This window comes from Rania fehmarnensis (assembly GCF_056494185.1).
Map to the genome: position 1 here is coordinate 3,160,017 of NZ_CM151398.1, position 19,173 is coordinate 3,179,189.

10 protein-coding genes are annotated in these 19,173 nt (G+C 55.1%); 6 read left to right on the plus strand and 4 right to left on the minus strand.

Annotation, left to right across the window (positions count from 1 at the left end; genetic code table 11):
* Position 1 precedes the first annotated feature (1 nt).
* From SH573x_RS10670 to curA, 4 genes are all read left to right on the plus strand, one after another.
* Positions 2-829, plus strand: coding sequence for a F0F1 ATP synthase subunit delta (locus SH573x_RS10670; RefSeq protein WP_479354873.1), 828 nt, complete (start codon positions 2-4; stop codon positions 827-829).
* Positions 826-2,406 (plus strand): alternate F1F0 ATPase, F1 subunit alpha, encoded by a 1,581-nt coding sequence (locus SH573x_RS10675; RefSeq protein WP_479354874.1) that lies wholly within the window; start codon positions 826-828, stop codon positions 2,404-2,406. Before SH573x_RS10670 ends, SH573x_RS10675 begins: the two co-directional genes overlap by 4 nt.
* Positions 2,403-3,284, plus strand: a complete 882-nt coding sequence (locus tag SH573x_RS10680; protein ID WP_479354876.1) for a F0F1 ATP synthase subunit gamma — start codon at positions 2,403-2,405, stop codon at positions 3,282-3,284. Before SH573x_RS10675 ends, SH573x_RS10680 begins: the two co-directional genes overlap by 4 nt.
* Before the next feature lie 123 nt (positions 3,285-3,407).
* Positions 3,408-4,451, plus strand: coding sequence for an NADPH-dependent curcumin/dihydrocurcumin reductase (curA, locus tag SH573x_RS10685; protein ID WP_479354877.1), 1,044 nt, complete (start codon positions 3,408-3,410; stop codon positions 4,449-4,451).
* 57 nt (positions 4,452-4,508) lie between these two features.
* Here curA and SH573x_RS10690 read toward each other — a convergent pair whose 3' ends face one another.
* From SH573x_RS10690 to SH573x_RS10700, 3 genes are all read right to left on the minus strand, one after another.
* Positions 4,509-11,693 carry a hypothetical protein gene (locus SH573x_RS10690; RefSeq protein ID WP_479354879.1) on the minus strand — a complete coding sequence of 2,395 codons (7,185 nt, stop codon included), beginning with the start codon at positions 11,691-11,693 and terminating at the stop codon, positions 4,509-4,511.
* An 85-nt stretch (positions 11,694-11,778) separates the two neighbouring features.
* Positions 11,779-14,748 carry a vWA domain-containing protein gene (locus tag SH573x_RS10695; protein ID WP_479354880.1) on the minus strand — a complete coding sequence of 990 codons (2,970 nt, stop codon included), beginning with the start codon at positions 14,746-14,748 and terminating at the stop codon, positions 11,779-11,781.
* On the minus strand, positions 14,745-15,299 hold the full coding sequence (locus tag SH573x_RS10700) for an RNA polymerase sigma factor (protein WP_479354882.1): 555 nt from the start codon (positions 15,297-15,299) through the stop codon (positions 14,745-14,747). The genes SH573x_RS10695 and SH573x_RS10700 overlap by 4 nt, the downstream gene beginning before the upstream one ends.
* 1,694 nt (positions 15,300-16,993) lie before the next feature.
* Between SH573x_RS10700 and corA the strand changes: the two genes are divergently transcribed.
* A complete protein-coding gene (gene corA, locus SH573x_RS10705) occupies positions 16,994-18,013 on the plus strand; it encodes a magnesium/cobalt transporter CorA (RefSeq protein WP_479354884.1) in 1,020 nt (339 codons plus the stop codon).
* Between the two features lie 10 nt (positions 18,014-18,023).
* On the opposite strand, the gene SH573x_RS10710 is transcribed toward corA, so the two are convergent.
* On the minus strand, positions 18,024-18,467 hold the full coding sequence (locus tag SH573x_RS10710) for a hypothetical protein (RefSeq protein WP_479354886.1): 444 nt from the start codon (positions 18,465-18,467) through the stop codon (positions 18,024-18,026).
* Between the two features lie 78 nt (positions 18,468-18,545).
* Here SH573x_RS10710 and SH573x_RS10715 point away from each other — a divergent pair, with 78 nt between their 5' ends.
* On the plus strand, positions 18,546-19,112 hold the full coding sequence (locus SH573x_RS10715) for a hypothetical protein (protein WP_479354887.1): 567 nt from the start codon (positions 18,546-18,548) through the stop codon (positions 19,110-19,112).
* Positions 19,113-19,173 lie beyond the last annotated feature (61 nt).

Consider the following 19,173-nt stretch of genomic DNA (forward strand, 5'->3'; position numbering starts at 1 on the left):
CATGCTGATCGATTGGTTCACGGTGGTTGCCCAGACGATCAATTTCTTGATCTTGGTCTGGTTGCTCAAACGATTCCTCTATAAACCAATTCTGGATGCCATCGATGCGCGCGAGCAACGTATCGCTCTGGAACTAGCGGATGCGGATGCTGCCAAGATCGAAGCTCGCCGAGAACGAGACGAGTTTGAAAACAAGAATAAAGAACTGGATCAGCAGCGGGCAACTCTGATTCGTCAAATGAAGGACGAAACCGACATCCAACGACAAAAGCTGCTCGAGGATGCCCATCACGCCGCGGACTCAATCGCTACGAAGCGAGAAGAAGCCTGGCAGCGCCAGCAGCACATGCTCGGGGCAGAGATTAGTCGTCGCGCACAGGAACAGGTGCTGGCCATTTCTCGCAAAGCTCTCAAAGACTTGGCCGACACTAGCTTAGAAGACCGCATGGTCAAGACGTTTGCGCGACGTGTGCGAGAATTGCAGGGTCGAGCCAAGGAAGAGATTGGACTCGCGATCAAGGACTTAACAGAACCGGCTCGTGTTCGCAGCGCGTCCGAATTGACAATCCAACAGCAGAGCGAAGTCCAGCGGGCCCTTGATGAAACCTTCGGCGCCCATATTCCCCTGCGGTTCGAGTTCGCTCCGGATAACATCAGCGGTGTCGAAGTGGAATGTGATGGACGCAAAATAGCTTGGGGCATCGAAGAGTATATCGATGGATTAGAGAAAAGTATCGCCAACTCGCTAGAGCCTCTTAGTAAGTCGAATACAAAAACCATCGAGCCAGAGTTCGATCCGGGTGGAGTTGAAAGCGAAGTAGTCACATGACCAAATCTGGGGAAAATATTCAGGCGATGCTCGATGCGACGTTTGAGAGAATCGGGCAGTGTACGGAAGCGTTCTCACCCAAGTTGTCGGTACGTGAAGTGGGCACCGTAGCGGCAGTCTCCACTGGCATCGCCAAGGTTACTGGACTACCCAGCGTCGGTTACGAGGAGCTATTGGAGTTTCCAGGGGGTGTGTTTGGTATTGCGTTCAACGTCGACGCCGATGAAATTGGTGTGGTGCTGCTAGGTGACTACTGGCATCTTCAGGCTGGAGATGAAGTTCAATCCACAGGTCGCGTGATGGACGTGGCTGTGGGCGATGGACTGTTAGGCCGCGTCATCGATCCGCTTGGTCGACCGCTGGATGGCCGAGGCCAGGTGCAGTTGACTCAGCGCTGGCCCATTGAACGGGCGGCTGCGCCGATTATGGACCGCTTGCCGGTAACACAGCCCTTGCAGACAGGTGTCAAAGCGATCGACGCGCTGGTGCCAATCGGACGTGGTCAGCGCGAATTGATTTTGGGTGATCGACAAACAGGTAAGACAGCGATCGCGCTTGATACCATTCTCAATCAGCGCGGCCAGAACGTGGTTTGTGTCTACTGCGCCATTGGCCAGCGAGCCGCGACAGTAGCTAAAGCGGTGGCCACTTTGCGCGAAAAAGGAGCGTTGGACTACACGGTTGTCGTCGTGACCGAAGGTAACGACGCCCCCGGCCTGGCCTATGTGGCACCGTATGCGGCTACCAGCATTGCCGAGTATTTTATGGAACAGGGACGCGATGTGTTGATTGTCTATGACGATCTCACCCAACATGCACGCGCTTATCGCGAACTTTCATTGTTACTGCGTCGGCCGCCGGGCCGCGAGGCTTTTCCCGGTGACATCTTCTATATTCACTCGCGTTTGCTAGAACGTTCAACCCACTTGAGTGCAGAACTGGGCGGTGGTTCGATGACAGCCTTGCCAATCATTGAGACAGAAGCCCAAAACATCTCGGCCTATATTCCCACCAATTTGATCTCGATCACCGATGGTCAGATATACCTGTCTCCATCGCTATTTGATTTGGGGGTGTTGCCCGCGGTGGATGTCACGAAATCGGTTTCACGCGTCGGCGGAAAAGCTCAACTGGCCGCTTATCGGGCTGTCGCGGGCAATCTGAAGCTCGCTTATGCTCAGTTTGAGGAACTGGAGAGTTTCGCCAGGTTTGGAGCTCGTATGGATGATGATACGCGCCATACAATTGATCATGGTCAGCGGATTCGTGCTTGTCTCAAACAACCTGAATTTTCTCCTGTTTCCGTTGAAGGCCAAATCGCGGTACTCTTGGCACTGACAGAAAAGCTGTTTGAACCGGTCGCACTCGAACAGATGAACGACGCGGAGAAAGCCGTTCGAGAGGCGGCGTTTAAGATCTCTATCGATTTGCGAGACCGCCTGGTTAGCGGCGACAAGTTGAGCGATCCAGATCGAGACACGATTCTCGAACTGGCTCGTCGAGCGATTGAAAAGCTGCTCGCGGTGTCAAACGCTCCCGCCAATAACGGGACAGACGTTAGCGAGATCGTATCATGACCGACACCGTCGTCAGTCTTCGCCGCAAAATCGTTGGAGCCGGCGACCTCCAGTCCGTCGTACGCACCATGAAAGCGGTGGCAGCGTCCAGCATCTCTCAATACGAGAAATCAGTGCTGGCGCTGTCCGACTACGCAAGAACCGTCGAGCTGGGCTTAAGCGTCTGCTTTCGTCAACTTGGCCCCAGAGCATTGCTTCCGGCTACGCCATCTTCAAAACCGCCGAGGGTAGGCGGAGTGGTCTTTGGCACCGATCAGGGCTTGGTGGGCCGCTTCAACGACGTGATTGCAGATCATGCCATCCAAACATTGACTGAGCAACATGGTGAACTGCAGGTGTGGGCCGTCGGCGAACGAGTTCAATCGTATCTAGTCGACGCGGGTCTGCCGCCGGTCCATGTGTTCCCTGTACCCACATCGGTGAAAGCCATCACGCCGCTGATTGGTCAAATTCTCATCGATAGTGAACAGCATTTGGGAAATGATGCGGCCATCGAACTGTATCTCATCTACAATCGGCCTACTTCCGAAGCTGTCTATGCGCCGGTCAGCCAACGTTTGCTTCCCTTGGACGCAACCTGGTGCCGCGAACTGGCAGAGCGTCCTTGGCCTACCGAGAAACTGCCTGAGGTGCTCAGTGAAAGGACATCCACTCTACGGGCTCTGGTTCGCGAATACCTATTCGTTTCCCTCTTTCGTGCCTGCGCAGAATCGCTGGCTGTCGAGAATGCCAGTCGATTGGCTGCCATGCAACGTGCTGACAAGAACATCGACGAACTGCTAAGCAACCTTAACAGCAACTACCACCACCTTCGCCAAACCAGCATCGACGAAGAATTGTTCGACGTTGTGTCCGGCTTTGAAGCGCTACCTCCATAACGACCAAGTACGGATCGACACTTCTGATGGCACGAGGATTGCAGATTGCATTTAGTGAGCATTTTGCACTCGAAACGAGCAGCCAACCTATCGTCCAATCCATCATCAGAATTGAAGTGAGCGATGCCACAGAGCGCGAAAACTAATCGTCGTATTGTTCTCAAGGCTCGTCCGCATGGAGCCCCTACGCCGGAAAATTTTCGGCTCGAGGAAGCTGCAGTGCCGAAGCTTGACCAACGGCAGGTGTTAATCCGCACGGTCTATCTATCGCTAGATCCGTACATGCGAGGTCGCATGAGCGATGGACCTTCTTATGCGCCGCCGGTTGAACTGAATGAAGTCATGGTTGGTGGTACGGTCGGTCGCGTTGAACAGTCACAACATCCGGACTTCAAGGTTGGCGATTGGGTCCTGGCCAATTCAGGTTGGCAAGACTACGCCGTGTCCGATGGCAGCGGAGTAGTGCAGCTAGGTCGCCAACTGGAACATCCATCCCATTCTCTAGGCGTGCTGGGCATGCCAGGCTTTACTGCTTACATGGGCCTGCTGGACATCGGACAACCGAAGGCTGGCGAAACGGTGGTCGTGGCGGCGGCTACGGGCGCAGTTGGATCGGTCGTCGGCCAGATCGCCAAACTAAAAGGTTGTCACGTAGTTGGTGTTGCAGGTGGCCCCAAGAAATGCCAAGCCGCAGTCGACACTTTTCACTTCGATGCGTGTATTGACCACCACGCTGCCGATTTCGCGCAGCAATTGGCGAAGGCTTGTCACGAAGGGATCGATGTCTATTTCGAAAGCGTGGGCGGAAAGGTATTCGATGCCGTACTTCCGCTACTGAATGTCAAGGCTCGCATACCTGTGTGTGGATTGATCGCTGGGTACAACAGTACGCAGCTGCCAGACGGCCCAGATCGTTTGCCGCTACTGATGCAAACCTTCTTGGTACGACGCATCAAAGCTCAAGGGTTCATCATCTTCGACGACTATGGCTCTCGCTATGCGGAGTTTCAATCGCAAATGGGCCCCTGGGTAGCCGAAGGCAAGATCAAGTTTCTCGAGGACGTAGTCGATGGCTTGGAAAACGCCAGTGAAGCCTTCATCGGCATGCTCGTCGGTAAGAACTTTGGCAAACTCGTAGTGCGCGTTGGAGAAGATGATTCCCAGTAGCCGGGATCAACTAAGCCGACGGCGTTAGCCGCGGTTATTGAACGTAGGAACCGTCGGCTAACGCCCACGGCTTAGGCCGGTGACTAGCAGTCCGATTAGTCCGCCTAACATGATCCACTGCCATACTTGTAGTTTGTACTGAGAGTGGAACTGGAGCTGGAGTTCCAGGGGGGCGTTCTCGGTTACTTGCACGCTGCGACGAAAATTGTAGATGTTGCCCTCTTCAGGCAAGCTGATGGTGATCGCTTGCGGTGCGGGTTCGGTGGTGCGCTGATGCTGGACCAAGCGGCCCGCAATCTGGCTGAGGGTAGCATTGTCTTCTTGACTGTTGCCAGCCAATAGCTGACTCATCTCTTGGGGGCGATAGTTTAACTGCTCATATTGCAAGATTGGATTAATGGCAGCGGCTTGTCGCATCTGCTGATTGTCCGCACCAGATTCGTCTACGCGATTTCTATCCAGGAGCAATCGCTGACGGCGCGTATTCAAGCCTACGATGGCTTGCTGAGTCTGCAGGTTCTCCAGCTGGACTCGTGCATCCTCATTCGAAGCTGCATCCAGCGCGTACCGATTGGCGACGTTATTGAAAGCCCACTGTGCCTTGGATTGCTCGCCGGTTTGGAGCAACTGGTTGGCCTGCTCTAACAATTGGGCTGCTTGCTGAGCTTGAACCTGTCGTTTGCCTTGAAGGTCGGACAAATATGCCTGGCGACCATAGCCCGCGCGACTATCGCGTCCTACTATCTCTAAGTTGCCGTCGCTATCGATCAGCTCAAATCCACTGGGGGCGATGACGTTCCACTGAATATTTTCTAGGGGAACATTCAACTGCGGACTGACCAGATTCAGCTGGCGCAAACTATCACCCATCAACGAGTACACAAAGCGAACTTGAGCCGTGCGATCATCGATGCCAGGCAAAATGTAGAACTGCCAAGTATTGGTACTGTCCTGCTGGCGAATGGAGTGCACGCTTTCGCCATTGACGAAGATGCTAAACAGCTCGCCGCCGCTGGGCAGTTGGACGCTCAAGCTACCGCGTTGAATGACTTCCATGTTGACTTCGACGGACGTCAATTGATCACCAGTGGGCGAAAGAATCGTGGTCAGTGTACCGGATGCGACTCGCAACCTGAGCGCATCGGCCAATGAGTGGCGGATGACTTTCAGACTCAGCGGCGTTGAGGGATCCATGGCTCGCAAGGTCAACACAGGCGCGTTGCGATTACCAGCTTCACGTAGAGTCTGCGGTACACTACTCCAGTCGCTGCGCTGCCAACCTTGAGTTAACGTGCCGGCTTCGATCTCCAATCGACCACCCGCACGCACAGCAAAGTAGTAGGCCATCTGCCGGGCGTCGGGGAAAGCGACTTGAGCCAGTGACTCGGTATCGTCAGAGCGCTGTCCACGGCGCTCGTACTCGATTTGAAACTGCACAGCCCCGATGATGCGCCGCTTGAACCGCAGTTCCCAGAGGTTGTCATCTTCGGTCGAGCGCACAAAGTCGCTAACCGTTTCACCGCTGGCGCGGACTGTCTTCAACTCATCAGCGCCCATCGCCGGCAGTTTGACCAGCAGACTTCGTACCGCCGCGTTTTGCACATTAAATTCAGCCAGCAGTGTCGATCGAGTTTGTCCTTCACGCAGCGTAACTTCGTGCAAGACTTGTCCGGTGACCCAAGGTGCCAGTTTCTCGATGCCCAGTCGTAGGTTCCAATCGCGTTGTAGCAATCGGAATCCCAACGCCCCCTGACCCTGCGCCCCTAGAGAACGTGGATCCGCTTCGGAGATGTTTTGTCGAGTTACCGTGCGCAATCGAATTCCTGTGATCGGTTGGACGACCAGTTCACCCGACTGACGCGTCGCTTCGTTCAGTTCGAATCGCGGCACTGCCCATTCGCTTAGCTCGCTGGGGGCCATGCCCGCTAGCGTCAAAGCGAACTTATGCGTGCCGATCGTCTTGCCCTTCAAGTGCAACACGATTTGTGACTGACCGTTCTCAGTCAGTTCGGACCAATGATGCAGGGCATCCCCAGTCAGAGATTCGACTTCAAATCCAGAAGGCAACGGAAAGCTCAACTGAAACAGTCCGGTACGCGTGATCTCGGTGACGAAGTTAATGCCCAAAACAATGCGTTCATCACCAAAGGAAATGACTTGCTTGCTGAGGGCCCGCACTTCGGGAGCAACAGGCGCTACTTGCACGGACAGGTGGCCACCTTCGGCTCCATAACGATAGACTCGGTGCAACGTGGCCCCAGGATTGGTGAGCAGACTGGCATCGAAGTCGCCGAGATTAACTTGCGACAGCGATTTGGATTGAACACTCTCCGGTTGGGCTTCCGATCCGAAGGCCAGCGCGATCAAGCCAACTTCACCCGCAGCTCCCTCGACGCGCAAGGGCGAAAGATCGACGGCCGTCGGCAACGTGTCCAAGCCCCGTTGTGTTTGCACGTTGACGGTAAACTCAGGAGGCGTAGTGGGTGCAATTTGCAATTGTAACCGGTTCTGATCGGCATCAAACTGCCAAGAGCTGACCGGGCCATCGACAGTGCTAACAGTCAATCCGGTCGGGATGACAACGCTGAGCGTTTGCACGCGGCCTTGCGAAGTGCGAATCTTCAGTCGGTGCATACCGTCAATCACACCTGGTCCTGGCGTGTAAAGATCAGCAGCTTCGACAAAGAATTGCGTCTGTTCGGTAGTTAAGTCGCGAGACTGAGGATGCAAGTGGATCTTGGCCGGACCAGGTCCAAGCAGTATGTCGACACTTGCTTTACCTGTTTGTAACTGATCCGCTACAGGCTCGATTCTCGCGGCGGCTTCGCATACTACTTCCCAACTCGGTTCATCATACTCGAGCGTTATGCGTTGCAGGGCTGCACTGCCGGTCAGAACCGGAATGCCCTCCGCCGGACTAGTGGCCTCTAATTGATATTGAAACGTGGCCGCGAACTGCCGCAAGAGGTTGGCATCATCCGCTGGCAAAGGTGACTTCGCTTCATCACCCTCAGGCTCCGTGCCTGCATCGCTCTCAGAGGCGGGGATAGTTACTACATACGCCAGACCTTGACCAGGCAACTCTTCTTTCGTCAAGCGAAGTCCTGGCCCTTTGAATTCCGTTAAGACTGCCGGCCCACGCAAGAGAACGAAGCGGTCACCAACTCGGCCAGACAGGACGAAGTCGCCCGAGGCTGTCAATCGCTTGTCGCGACTGGAGAGTGTCCATTTTTGAATCAGTGAACTGGCTGATTGAATCGTAGTAAGCGCGACTGGATTTGACTGGGGGCGTGCGCTCTCTTGATTGGCCGGTGCTCCAGGTTCTGTCGGTGGCTGATCCGCAGCCATCAATGCATGAGGCGAGCTCAAGCAGATCGAACCGATCAAGAGCAACCATGCAGGTGCAGTGACGATCGGACCTGCCTGGCCACCCGCGGTTGGCTGGTCGCCAGTTGTGATGGACGTACTCTCCGCACCGCGACTAGCGCTGGCTTGCCATTTCATGAGTGCAGGCAAGAATTGAAACAAGAGAAGTGTTAAGGCTAGCAGCCCAAAGAACCAGGGTCCGCCGTTGTACTGCAACAGCACTCCGATGGCGACCAATCCCACGGCTAACCAGCGCAGCAACCAACCCATTGCGCGTACGCGCCAGGCGAGCAATAGCACTGCGCAACCCGCTACCGCCATCACAACTCCCGGCCACGAGATATATGCTCGCCAGCTTGGAGTGTTACTAACTTCTAGTCGGACACTTTCACCTGCTGCCATGACGGGCAGACTTAGCTGTAACGGGGCTGCAGGTTCCAATTGATTAAGTGCCATCCAACTCGATCCGCCTGAAAACAAAATCATGATTGCCAAGGCAGTGAGCCTGATTGGAATTGAATTTACTGCCACCAGAGCCATTGCTAATAGTGACACGATCGTCAGCGGCAAGAGTCCACTCCCTGCCAGCCAATCAAACCCGTTAGGCCACAGCACGGGCCGCGTAGGCTCGACCGAGCCGCCGCTCGGAACGAGCACATGGTTTTCAGCGGAGTACAGATTCCACTGAGTCTTTAGGATCGGTGCGAAGACGATCGGCAACTCGAGCTCGGCTCGACCTGGCGCCTCGGCTGGTTTGCCAAGGCGCAAACTAACTTCGATCGGCACGTTCGGATCAGCTCCACCGGGCAACGGAATGAGCGTATCATCTCCGGCTTGTCGCGCGGTCACCGGGCGGCCATCAATCGATACCGCCCATAGTCGCACTGGATCGCCCGGCAAGCGTAACTTCAACGTGCGCTCGCCGCGGGATTTGACGTAGTACAACAAATCGGTAACCAACTCGCCATCTGGCGATACATGGCTATTGGCTTCGGAAAATTCGATAACTTGTGCGGCGGTGGTCCCTGGATCAAACCAGTTGACCTTCAGCCGCAAGTCGAATGGACGCTGAGTATATTGCCATGTTCCGAGGGCTGGGGCTGTGCTGAGCAGGCGGAATTCGGCCGGCAGCTCGAGGGGATCCAAGACTAACAATTGGCTCGAAACCAACAATGTATCGATCTCTACTTGCACAGGACTGACGACTTCGATGTAGCCACGATCACCTTGTACATTCAGTGGTACGACCAGGCCAGCCTGAAAGGAACCATCGGCTACGTTTGGTTTCTCTTCGAAAGTCACCAGCAAGGTGTAGTCGCCGAGAATCGGCTGTTGTAGCGAGACAATCAGCGTATCGCCTTCGCGTCGCCAGGTGCGAACATCTTGCCCGTCGACGGTCACATTGCCGAGCGACTGTGGAACACTCAGCTGCCACTCGGCTACCGGAGCGCCGGTGACCGAGTAATTGATGAGTGCACTGCCATACACCGTGCCTTGGCTGAGTGAAATCAAGTGGAATGCATCCGCTTGAACGCTGCGCTCAAGTTGTTCAATCTGCAGCGTAGCCGACCAGCCAGGTTCGCGAATTCGAAATGCTTGTTGAAGATTGGCAACCGGTCGCGGAAAGTACGATAGCGGCTTTTCGACTAGCAATTCGGTTGTGCCTATGCTCGCGCGGAAGCCTGGCGCTGCGACGATTCCAATATCTCCGCGAACCGATTTGGCCTCAGGAAATAGGATGTGTGGCAAGGTCCATTGACCCGTGGTGGTGACTTCATTTTTCTCTAAGCGAATGTTAACCAGTTGTCGCCCTTGTACCTCTTGGCTAAAGAGTACCTTGAGATTGCGCACCTCATCAGTCGTCTCGGAGGCGGCCACATAATCTGCGACGCTCGCTCCTGTTACGGACACGATTGAGTAGTCTGCAGGCAGTTGCAGATTCCAATCGCGAATGGCCGCTTCGCGAATGTCCAGCTCGATATCGGCCAGGATCACGCGATCGGATTCCGATACTTGATACAGCACCAGCTGAGTAACGTTGATCTCGGGCTGTACCCGATCAGCCACAATGGTGAACCCATAGTCGGATGATGGAAAGCGATATACATACAATTGTCGCGCTTGCACGGCATCCCCAGGGAATTGTTCAGGGGCCAGTTGGGTTAAGCCACGCAGGTCAGTCGGTTCGATGCTTACCGAACCGGCATTGATAATGCGCAGATGTCCCGAGTTGCGAATGGCACCTTGAGGTCGAAGGCTCAGCCCTTCTACACGCACTGGAAATGAACCCAGCGATGTTTGACTACGCACAATTACTTGACTACTCTTCGCCAGCGGTTGATTGAGCGCGATCTCCAGTTGCCGCTGGTCGCCTTCGCCTACAACTTTCCAAGCCACAATGTTGTCGCCTTCGACATTCAAAATCTCGCCAGGGCCGACAAGCTGAATGGTCAGCGACTGAAGTTGCCCTTGCAACAGTTGATAAGTGATGCGGTGTTCTTGACTCAGCAAACCGGGACCAACTGCGGCTTGGATGATGGAGCTAGTGGTAAAGAACAATTTGCTCTCCGCCGCACTGCGCGCTTCTTGCCAGCGCATACGCACACGGCCCGTTGCTGGTAAAAAGCCATGCCACTCTTTTTCGACCAGCAGCGGGAGAATCGCGTGTTGCTCGCCCGCAAACTCAAGATCGGTATCCAAGCCGCTGACAGTCAGCGGAACTACCGCGCTAGCCGCGACGGTGAAGTCGATGTCTTGCCAATTGGCTGAATCTGTTTTTACAGCTGTTACAAAATCTAACGACACGGCGAAGTTGCCGGTTTTGGGAAAGACCAAGTCATAGGCTGGACCTGACTCTGTGTTGGCTAATTCCAATTGGTAGTCCGTGCCAGTGGGCAACTGACTGATGGCTGCATTGCCCGATAATGCTCGCAATCGTGTACCTGCGACGTTGACCGCCGCAATGGCTCGAAGTTCAAAACTGATCGATTTGCCGCTGGGGTGAAGTTTGCCCGCCAGGGTGGCGTCGACCAGTTCAACGGCCGGTGGCAGCGCACTGCTGCGATCGATCTGCAACTCGAGGCGGCCACCGGTGGCAGTTTGTAAACGTTTGATAGACTGGTTCGAGACCAGTGAGGCAAAGCCTTCTGCAGTTATCAGCTTGCCGGCCACGCCTTCGATGAATTCGATCTGAATTTGTGAGTCGAAGCCCAATGCCTTGCCCGGTTGCAAGTGCGCGATCTGGACAGTGGCTGGTAACTTCGTGTAACTGCTACGGAGGCGGATAGTTGCCTTCGTTTCCGTCATCGGCTCAACATCTGCCTTGTTCTCATTGGCCGGTTTGAGTTGGAGATCGAGAAAGCGTTGCGATTGAACTGTGCGAACGGCCCAGGCGGCGATCGATTCGCCCTGAACATCCATTACATCTCCCACTCCACCAATACCCAAGCTGATCGTCTCGCCTTGCCCTTGTACGATCCGCACCGCGAGCTCAATGGTCTGCTCAATCTGCTCTAGGCCGACGCGAACTTCAGCGCGAGCTGTTGCTGCGTACAGGAACGCAGGCGGCTTGGTAGGTCCGGCACTGAGGATGATCGTATGGGATTCAGGCGCCGGTGCAGTGCTGACGTTTGACTCTTGGCAGAGACCGCTTTGCGCGAAGATGATTAGCAGTAGCAAGGCCAATGCGCAGCGCCAAGGTGCCTCGTGCCCAGGCACGTCCTCGTGCCCAGGCTCTGCCTGGGCACGCACTGCACTGCGGGCTCCGCCCGCGAAGACCGTAGGAGGCGGAGCCTCCAGGCAGTGCGTTCCCAGGCGGAGCCTGGGTACGAGCAGACGAGATGAAACGCAGCCTGAGGACGTGGTGTGAAGTTGCATGGTTACACCGTTGGTTGTTTCGGAGACGAAGGAGGCGGGAGCCTCCAGGCAGTGCGTTCCCAGGCAGAGCCATGGGAACGAGGGATTATTTGCTAATCGATTTGGCTTGTTCGATCATGGCGCGCAGCTGTTGTACTCTGGGTTGACTAGCGAACCGCTCGGATAAATTCGCGAGCAGCTGCTGCAACTGGGCAAGGTCGACACTATCGGCTAACGGTCCACCGCTCAGTTTGGCTGCGAATAACGCTGCTGTAGATGCCAGCTGCATCGACGCGGCGGCTTGTTCCAGTCTGGGAGTACTCGGCTGGTAAACGATGGGCCAGCGACGTTCGATCATTTGACCAGCGGCTACGTCGCGGAATCGCACCGAGACACTACCTACATCACCACTGCCATCGGGTTTGACTTCGAATTGGTATACAGCCACTCCAGCTTCGGCGGCGGCCATTTCGGCGGCATCCACTTTGTCGTTACGAAAGTCTTCTTTGTTCAAGCGATGCTTTTCGAATCCAAGCAACTTATATCGTCCGACTCGATTCGAGTTGAACTCTACTTGCACTTTGACATTTTGTGCTGATGGTCGTAGTGCTCCAGCAATCTGTGCGGCAAAGCTCTCATCGATCGCTTCGGCCGAGTTGAGCAGGTAGTAGCGACCGTCGCCTTGGCGCGTCAGCGCTTCCAGCACTTCATCGTTCAGATCCTGAGCGCTAATCCCAGCGGCATCGAAAGCGATACCCGCGTCGCGAGCTTGGGTGACGAGCTTGGCCAGGCTCTCGGGATCAGCATCGCCCAAGTTGACTGCGCCATCGGTCAGCAGCACGATTCGGTTTTGAGCGCCCTCAAGTTTTTGCTCGACGGCTTTCTCGTGAGCCAGCGACAAAGCGGCCTCGATATTGGTACCACCTTCGCTAGGCAAGGTTTCGATCAGCTGCAAAAGTGTCTCGCCTTGATTGCCCGGTACCTTATCGGCGAGCAATCGCGGTGTGTTGGCAAAGCTGATCAGCGTGACCTGGTCGGCGGCAGTTAACTGCATGATCAGCGATTGGAAGGCTCGCAACACAGCCTGACGTCGATCGGGGCGTTCCATAGAACCGGAGTTATCGAGCAGCAGAGTTAATCGCAGCGGCGTAGATTGCGAGCGACCGGCGGCGGCGGTGCGCAGCGAGATGCGCAACAAATTGCGTTGCATCAGAAAGGGGTGAATTGCCTGTTCGACCATGCAAGCCACTTTGTCCGTAGCACTGGGCAGAGGATCGTGATAGTCCAAGGCATTAACAAATTCCTCGATGCGAATCTGGGCTGCTTCGGGCCATTGGCCTTGAGCCAGAGCTGTTTGCGCGAGCTTGAACGACACATCGCTCACATGCAATGAGAAGGTCGAGAAAGCGTCGGCCGCGGCCGTTTGTTCGTCGAGTGCTTCAAGTGGTTTGCGAGCAAGTGGTTTGCGCCCGGCTTCGACGCTGCTTAGAGAACTGTCAGCCAGCTCTGGACTTGGGGCTGGGGTGACCATCCAAGTGTTGGAAGTGAAGTCTCTACCGTTTTTGGAATCTTCGCCATCAGACTGAATCGCTGCCGATTCAGTCGAAGCAGTTTCTTTCGAATGAAAATCGAGTACAGACTCACGGTCGGCTTTGAGTTTGGTGTCCTCTGCCCGCCCCTCGCTCAATATTTTGATATCGGGTGCTTTGGCTTCACTTTGCTGTTTAGCACGTTCAATGAACTCGAGCGTGTGCTTGGCATCGCGCTCCGCACCTTGGATGACGGCCAAATCGACATCTTCGATGTGCTCGACGCGAACATCGCCGAACAGCCCGTCGGTAGCACCAGCTGTCTCTGGCACGCCGAGAGTCATTAGTTGATCGTCCTTCGCGGGCAATGCCAACGCATCCTCGTCCCAACGCTCGCCACTGGTCGACTCATTAAGCTTGCGACCATCGGCTGGTTGAGCGACTTGCCCGACTACTGGTTCTATAGGCTTTGATTCATTACCCAATAGAATAGGCTCAGCTTCCTCTTGGATGATTATTCTTGGAGATTCGTTGACCGACAGCGCAGATGGTGAGCCATTGGCGATATGGTCATTACTCTTGGATCGGAGTTCGCCTCCGGCTGATTCTCGTTTGATGCCGCCGAGCAAAACTGTGCCACCGGTTGGACCAGCGATTGGACCAGCAATATCGGTGGCTTGGTTCGCACCAGGTTTGTTGGGTCCAGGAGCCGACTCTTCGGCTTTACCTGAGGAATCGCCGCGATTTGAATTGGAATACTGACGCCCGAGAGTCAGTCCATAGGGTTTGGGCGATTCTACGTCGGAGCTGCCGCTGAGTGCGTACCCCTTTGCGAAGTCCGGCGAGTTAGGCTGGGCCTCTCCCTCAGTTGATGCTTCCGACCTATACATAGTACGAGTTGAGTCAGAGAATGTCTCTGTGCCTGAGGTGCGGAGCCCTCTGCCATACATATCGTTGGCGGTTTTCATGCCTTCCATAGATAAAGGTACACTACCCGCAGCGGGCCTTTCTGGCTCAGTCTGGAAATACTGAATATCGTCTTGAAGATAATAGGCTGCTTCGGTCTCGCCACGAAACCTTCTCGCGGCTACTCTGGCTGACTGAACGCTGGGCAGCATTAATGCCACCAATAGAACGGCCGCTGCAGTTACGGACAGCCCAGCCACATACCATCGCGACAGCAAGCCACGCGGCTTAGTGAGAGATACATCACTGAGCGCCAACTTAGTGGTTGCACTGGTTTCCTGGCCATCGAAGACTGCCAGCAACTTTTCACGACAGTCCTCCGGCAGTTTCCACATCTCATCGTTGGTCGCCCAATCGGCATCGATGGCTGGCTCGCCTGTTCCAACTTCGCACAACAAGCCATGCAAGTGCTCCAGATGGCGATAGTAGTCAGCCAACTCAGGGCGTTGTTCCATCAACAGCTGCAATTGATCACGCTCGAAGTCGGACGCTTCACCCAATACCATGTTCATCAAACGGACTTGCAGCTCGATATCGATTGAACTGTCATCGAAGGAATGTTCGTTCAGTGTGTCACTCATGATTCATCTTCGCTTCCCCGTGGCACCATACCGGCGGCAAGTTTCTTGAGGACTTGATGCAATCGGAAGCCCACATTGCTGATCGTTAGACCTGTTCGCTGGCTGATGTCCCGGTACTTTAGATCCTCGTAGTATTTCAATTGGACCAGCCGGCGATCTTTCTCGGGCAGCTGGCTGACAAGTTGTCGCAACTGGGCCACTGTCTCCATGTGAGCGATCAACTCGTCGGGGGGCTCATCGGCACTGCAGCCCTCGTGCGGAGCAGCGTCGTCACTGCCGAGCGTTTCGCGTTTACTTTTGCGCAGATAATGGAAGGCTTGATTGCGCACGCTCCGAAACAGCCAGGCTCGCGGATCGTTGACCTCTGTCCAACGGGCATGCAGCTGCAAGAAAATCTCTTGCACAATCTCCTCCGCCACCGCTCGACGCCCGGTCAGTGAAAAAGCAAAACGCAGCAAATTCGACTCCTCGCTGGCGAACAGCGTCCGCAGCGTCGGCGAGCCCTCCTCGGGCAAATCCGTCAGTTTGACTTCCGGAGTCGATTTCAACATGGCCTCTTCACGCTGGTCTTCTCCCCACCGCTCGCAGGTTCGTGGTCACTATCAGCATGACCATCGACAGCCAACTTTATTAGGGCATATCGAGAAATTTTCTCGATTGAGGGTGCACCTCGTTTGTGGCCCACACGTGGCATAGGCTTCCAGCCTGTGTTAAGCGTAGCATAGGCCTGAGCACACAGGCTGGAAGCCTATGCCACATTTCACACAGGCTGGAAGCCTATGCCACAGTTGATTGTCGTCGCTTGGCAAAGTTACTATGTTGAGCACGCAGAGGCCAAATATCAGCAGCGATTGGTTAGCAGGTGCTCCTCGCCTGGCGGCTACGGGTTAAACGAGGACGCCTCGCCTGACGCGGCTACAATCGTTTAACCCGTGGCCGAAGGCTAGGGAATCGAAGCAGTTGTCCTCGCGCGGCTAAGTTATGATGTTGAGCATGCAGACGTTAAGTGATAGCAGCGATTGGTTAGCAGGTGCTCCTCGCCTGGCGGCTACGGGTTAAACGAGGACACCGCGCCTGACGCGGCTACAATCGTTTAACCCGTGGCCGAAGGCTAGGGAATCGAAGCAGTTGTCCTCGCGCGGCTAAGTTATGATGTTGAGCATGCAGACGTTAAGTGATAGCAGCGATTGGTTAGCAGGTGCTCCTCGCCTGGCGGCTACGGGTTAAACGAGGACACCGCGACTGGCGCGGCTACAATCGTTTAACCCGTGGCCGAAGGCTAGGGAATCGAAGCAGTTGTCCTCGCGCGGCTAAGTTATGATGTTGAGCATGCAGACGTTAAGTGATAGCAGCGATTGGTTAGCAGGTGCTCCTCGCCTGGCGGCTACGGGTTAAACGAGGGCACCGCGCCTGGCGGCTACAATCGTTTAACCCGTGGCCGAAGGCTAGGGAATCGAAGCAGTTGTCCTCGCGCGGCTAAGTTATGATGTTGAGCATGCAGACGTTAAGTGATAGCAGCGATTGGTTAGCAGGTGCTCCTCGCCTGGCGGCTACGGGTTAAACGAGGACACCTCGCCTGACGCGGCTACAATCGTTTAACCCGTGGCCGAAGGCTAGGGAATCGAAGCAGTTGTCCTCGCGCGGCTAAGTTATGATGTTGAGCATGCAGACGTTAAGTGATAGCAGCGATTGGTTAGAGGGTGCTCCGCGCCTGGCGGCTACGGGTTAAACGAGGACACCGCGCCTGACGCGGCTACAATCGTTTAACCCGTGGCCGAAGGCTAGGGAATCGAAGCAGTTGTCCTCGCGCGGCTAAGTTATGATGTTGAGCATGCAGACGTTAAGTGATAGCAGCGATTGGTTAGCAGGTGCTCCTCGCCTGGCGGCTACGGGTTAAACGAGGACACCTCGCCTGACGCGGCTACAATCGTTTAACCCGTGGCCGAAGGCTAGGGAATCGAAGCAGTTGTCCTCGCGCGGCTAAGTTATGATGTTGAGCATGCAGACGTTAAGTGATAGCAGCGATTGGTTAGCAGGTGCTCCTCGCCTAACGGCTACGGGTTAAACGAGGGCACCGCGACTGGCGCGGCTACAATCGTTTAACCCGTGGCCGAAGGCTAGGGAATCGAAGCAGTTGTCCTCGCGCGGCTAAGTTATGATGTTGAGCATGCAGACGTTAAGTGATAGCAGCGATTGGTTAGAGGGTGCTCCGCGCCTGGCGGCTACGGGTTAAACGAGGGAACTTTTGACACTAGAGAACGCAGACAAAACGTCGACACAGCCTGTTCGCAGCGTCATCAACTCGGCAGCGTACCACAATGGTGTGCGCGTGGCGGATGTGCCGATTGCGGACCTGGGTGATGCGTGGAGCCATTCGGATCGCTTTCTGTGGGTTGGGCTGTACGAGCCCAGCGAACAGGTGCTGGCGCACATTCAAGAAGCCTTTGGACTCCATGACTTGGCGATCGAAGATGCCCATCGAGCTCATCAACGTCCGAAGCTGGAAGTCTATGACGACTCGATGTTCATCGTCATCCGCACGGCCAAACTGACCGATGGTGGTGAACAACGCATCGAGTTTGGTGAGACGCATGTCTTTTATGGCCCGCGGTATATCATCACTATTCGGCATGGGTCACTCAAATCGCACTTGGGGCTACGCGCCCGCTGCGAATCGATGCCCAAACTCCTGGCCAAAGGCGAAGGCTTTGTGCTGCATTCGTTGATCGACTTTATTGTCGATCAGTATTTTCCAGTCATTGACGCCTTGGAGGCGGAGCTGGATGAACTGGAAGAGCAAATATTCAGCGGGAAATTTGTGCGCAGTGTTACCGCCCGCATTTATCATCTGCGTCGCGATTTGCTCGCCTTGAAACAAGCCGTCATGCCGTTGCTGGATGTCTCAGCCCAGCTCAGCCGCATGAACTCAGAGTTGATACCGCTGGACACCCGTCCCTACTTTCAAGATGTCCATGATCATGTCAAACGCATTGCCGATCTGATTGACAACTTGCAACAGCTATCGCACACGGCGCTGGAAAGCAATTTGGCATTGATCACGGTAACTCAAAACGACGATACCAAACGCCTGGCAGCTTGGGCCGCCATCTTGGCGGTACCGACCATGATCGCGGGGCTCTACGGCATGAACTTCAAGCATATGCCTGAAACCGAGTGGCAATACGGATATCCGCTGGTACTGCTGATGTTGCTGGGCGCGTGCTCGTACCTCTATCGTTGGTTTCGCAAATCTGGCTGGCTGTGAGGCGGCTGGCTCACGCGCTGACGACACTTTGCCAGCGTTTGGGCAAGGCATCAAAGGCTCGAGCGTAGGTGCTTTCCAGCGGCACCAGCACGTATCCGTCTGGTTCCAAGTACAGCGGCATATCGATCAGCACTTCGCCGATTGCCAGCGGTTGAACGAAGGCCCGCACGGCGAGAGCTGACTCATAGGCGACCAACGTCAAAGGGCGATCGGTGGGGGCCACCCAAGCTTCCGCAATCTCTTCCCAGATCTCGCCGTGAATACCATGCGGGTCATGTTTACCCGGCAGATGCAGATCCACGATCAGCAAATGAATTTGTTGATCGATCTGAATTGGACGTATCCGCGTGCTTAGAGCGAGTGCTGCGAGGCCAGTTGTGACGCATGCTTTGGTAGTTTGTGGGCAGCTAAAACCAGCCGCGTTCTTGCCAGCACCTTGTCTGGCGAAGTACAATCAGTCTTGACAAGGCATAGAGGGTGCCACTCCGTGCATCGTGCGCTTGAATCATGGTCTTTCTAGGCGGATAGAATCATGTACTTCACTGCCATGCGGCCGACGTTTCAGATGAAGTTGCCCTTCACCGTTGATGAGGTGATGAGCAGGCTGGTTGTAGAGTTTCAGAAGCCCGAGCGCGACATTCGGAGTTTGCTGTTCAAGCAATACGTCGAACTGCATATCCCCAAGCCGCAGATTCGCTGCTGGTCACCACATCTTTCGCTCAGTTTCGAAGCGGATGGCCAGGCTACGCGAGTTCATGGTCGTTTTGCACCACGCATGGAAGTCTGGACATTGATCTGGATTGTCTACCTGGTCTTGGCCTTTTCGGCTTTCTTTGCAGCTTCCTTTCAGTGCGCGTTTTGGATGCTGGGGCAGGCGACCTGGTGTGGTTGGGCAGGAGTCCTGGCTCTGGTTGGCATGGGCTGCTTGTACGTGCTCAGCCAGGTTGGCCAGGCGTGGAGCGCCGATCAGATGCTGGCGCTAAAGTCGGATTGGGAATCGGTGGTCGATCGTACTTTTCGTGCTGATGACACCCATCATGACGCCCATCATGACGCCTCGACGTCCACATCGGAAAGCGAGCATTACTTTACACATTAAGTAAAATACTTTATGTGTAAAGTAACGCTTTGGCTCGCTGGTGATCTGTCGACCGAAGGTG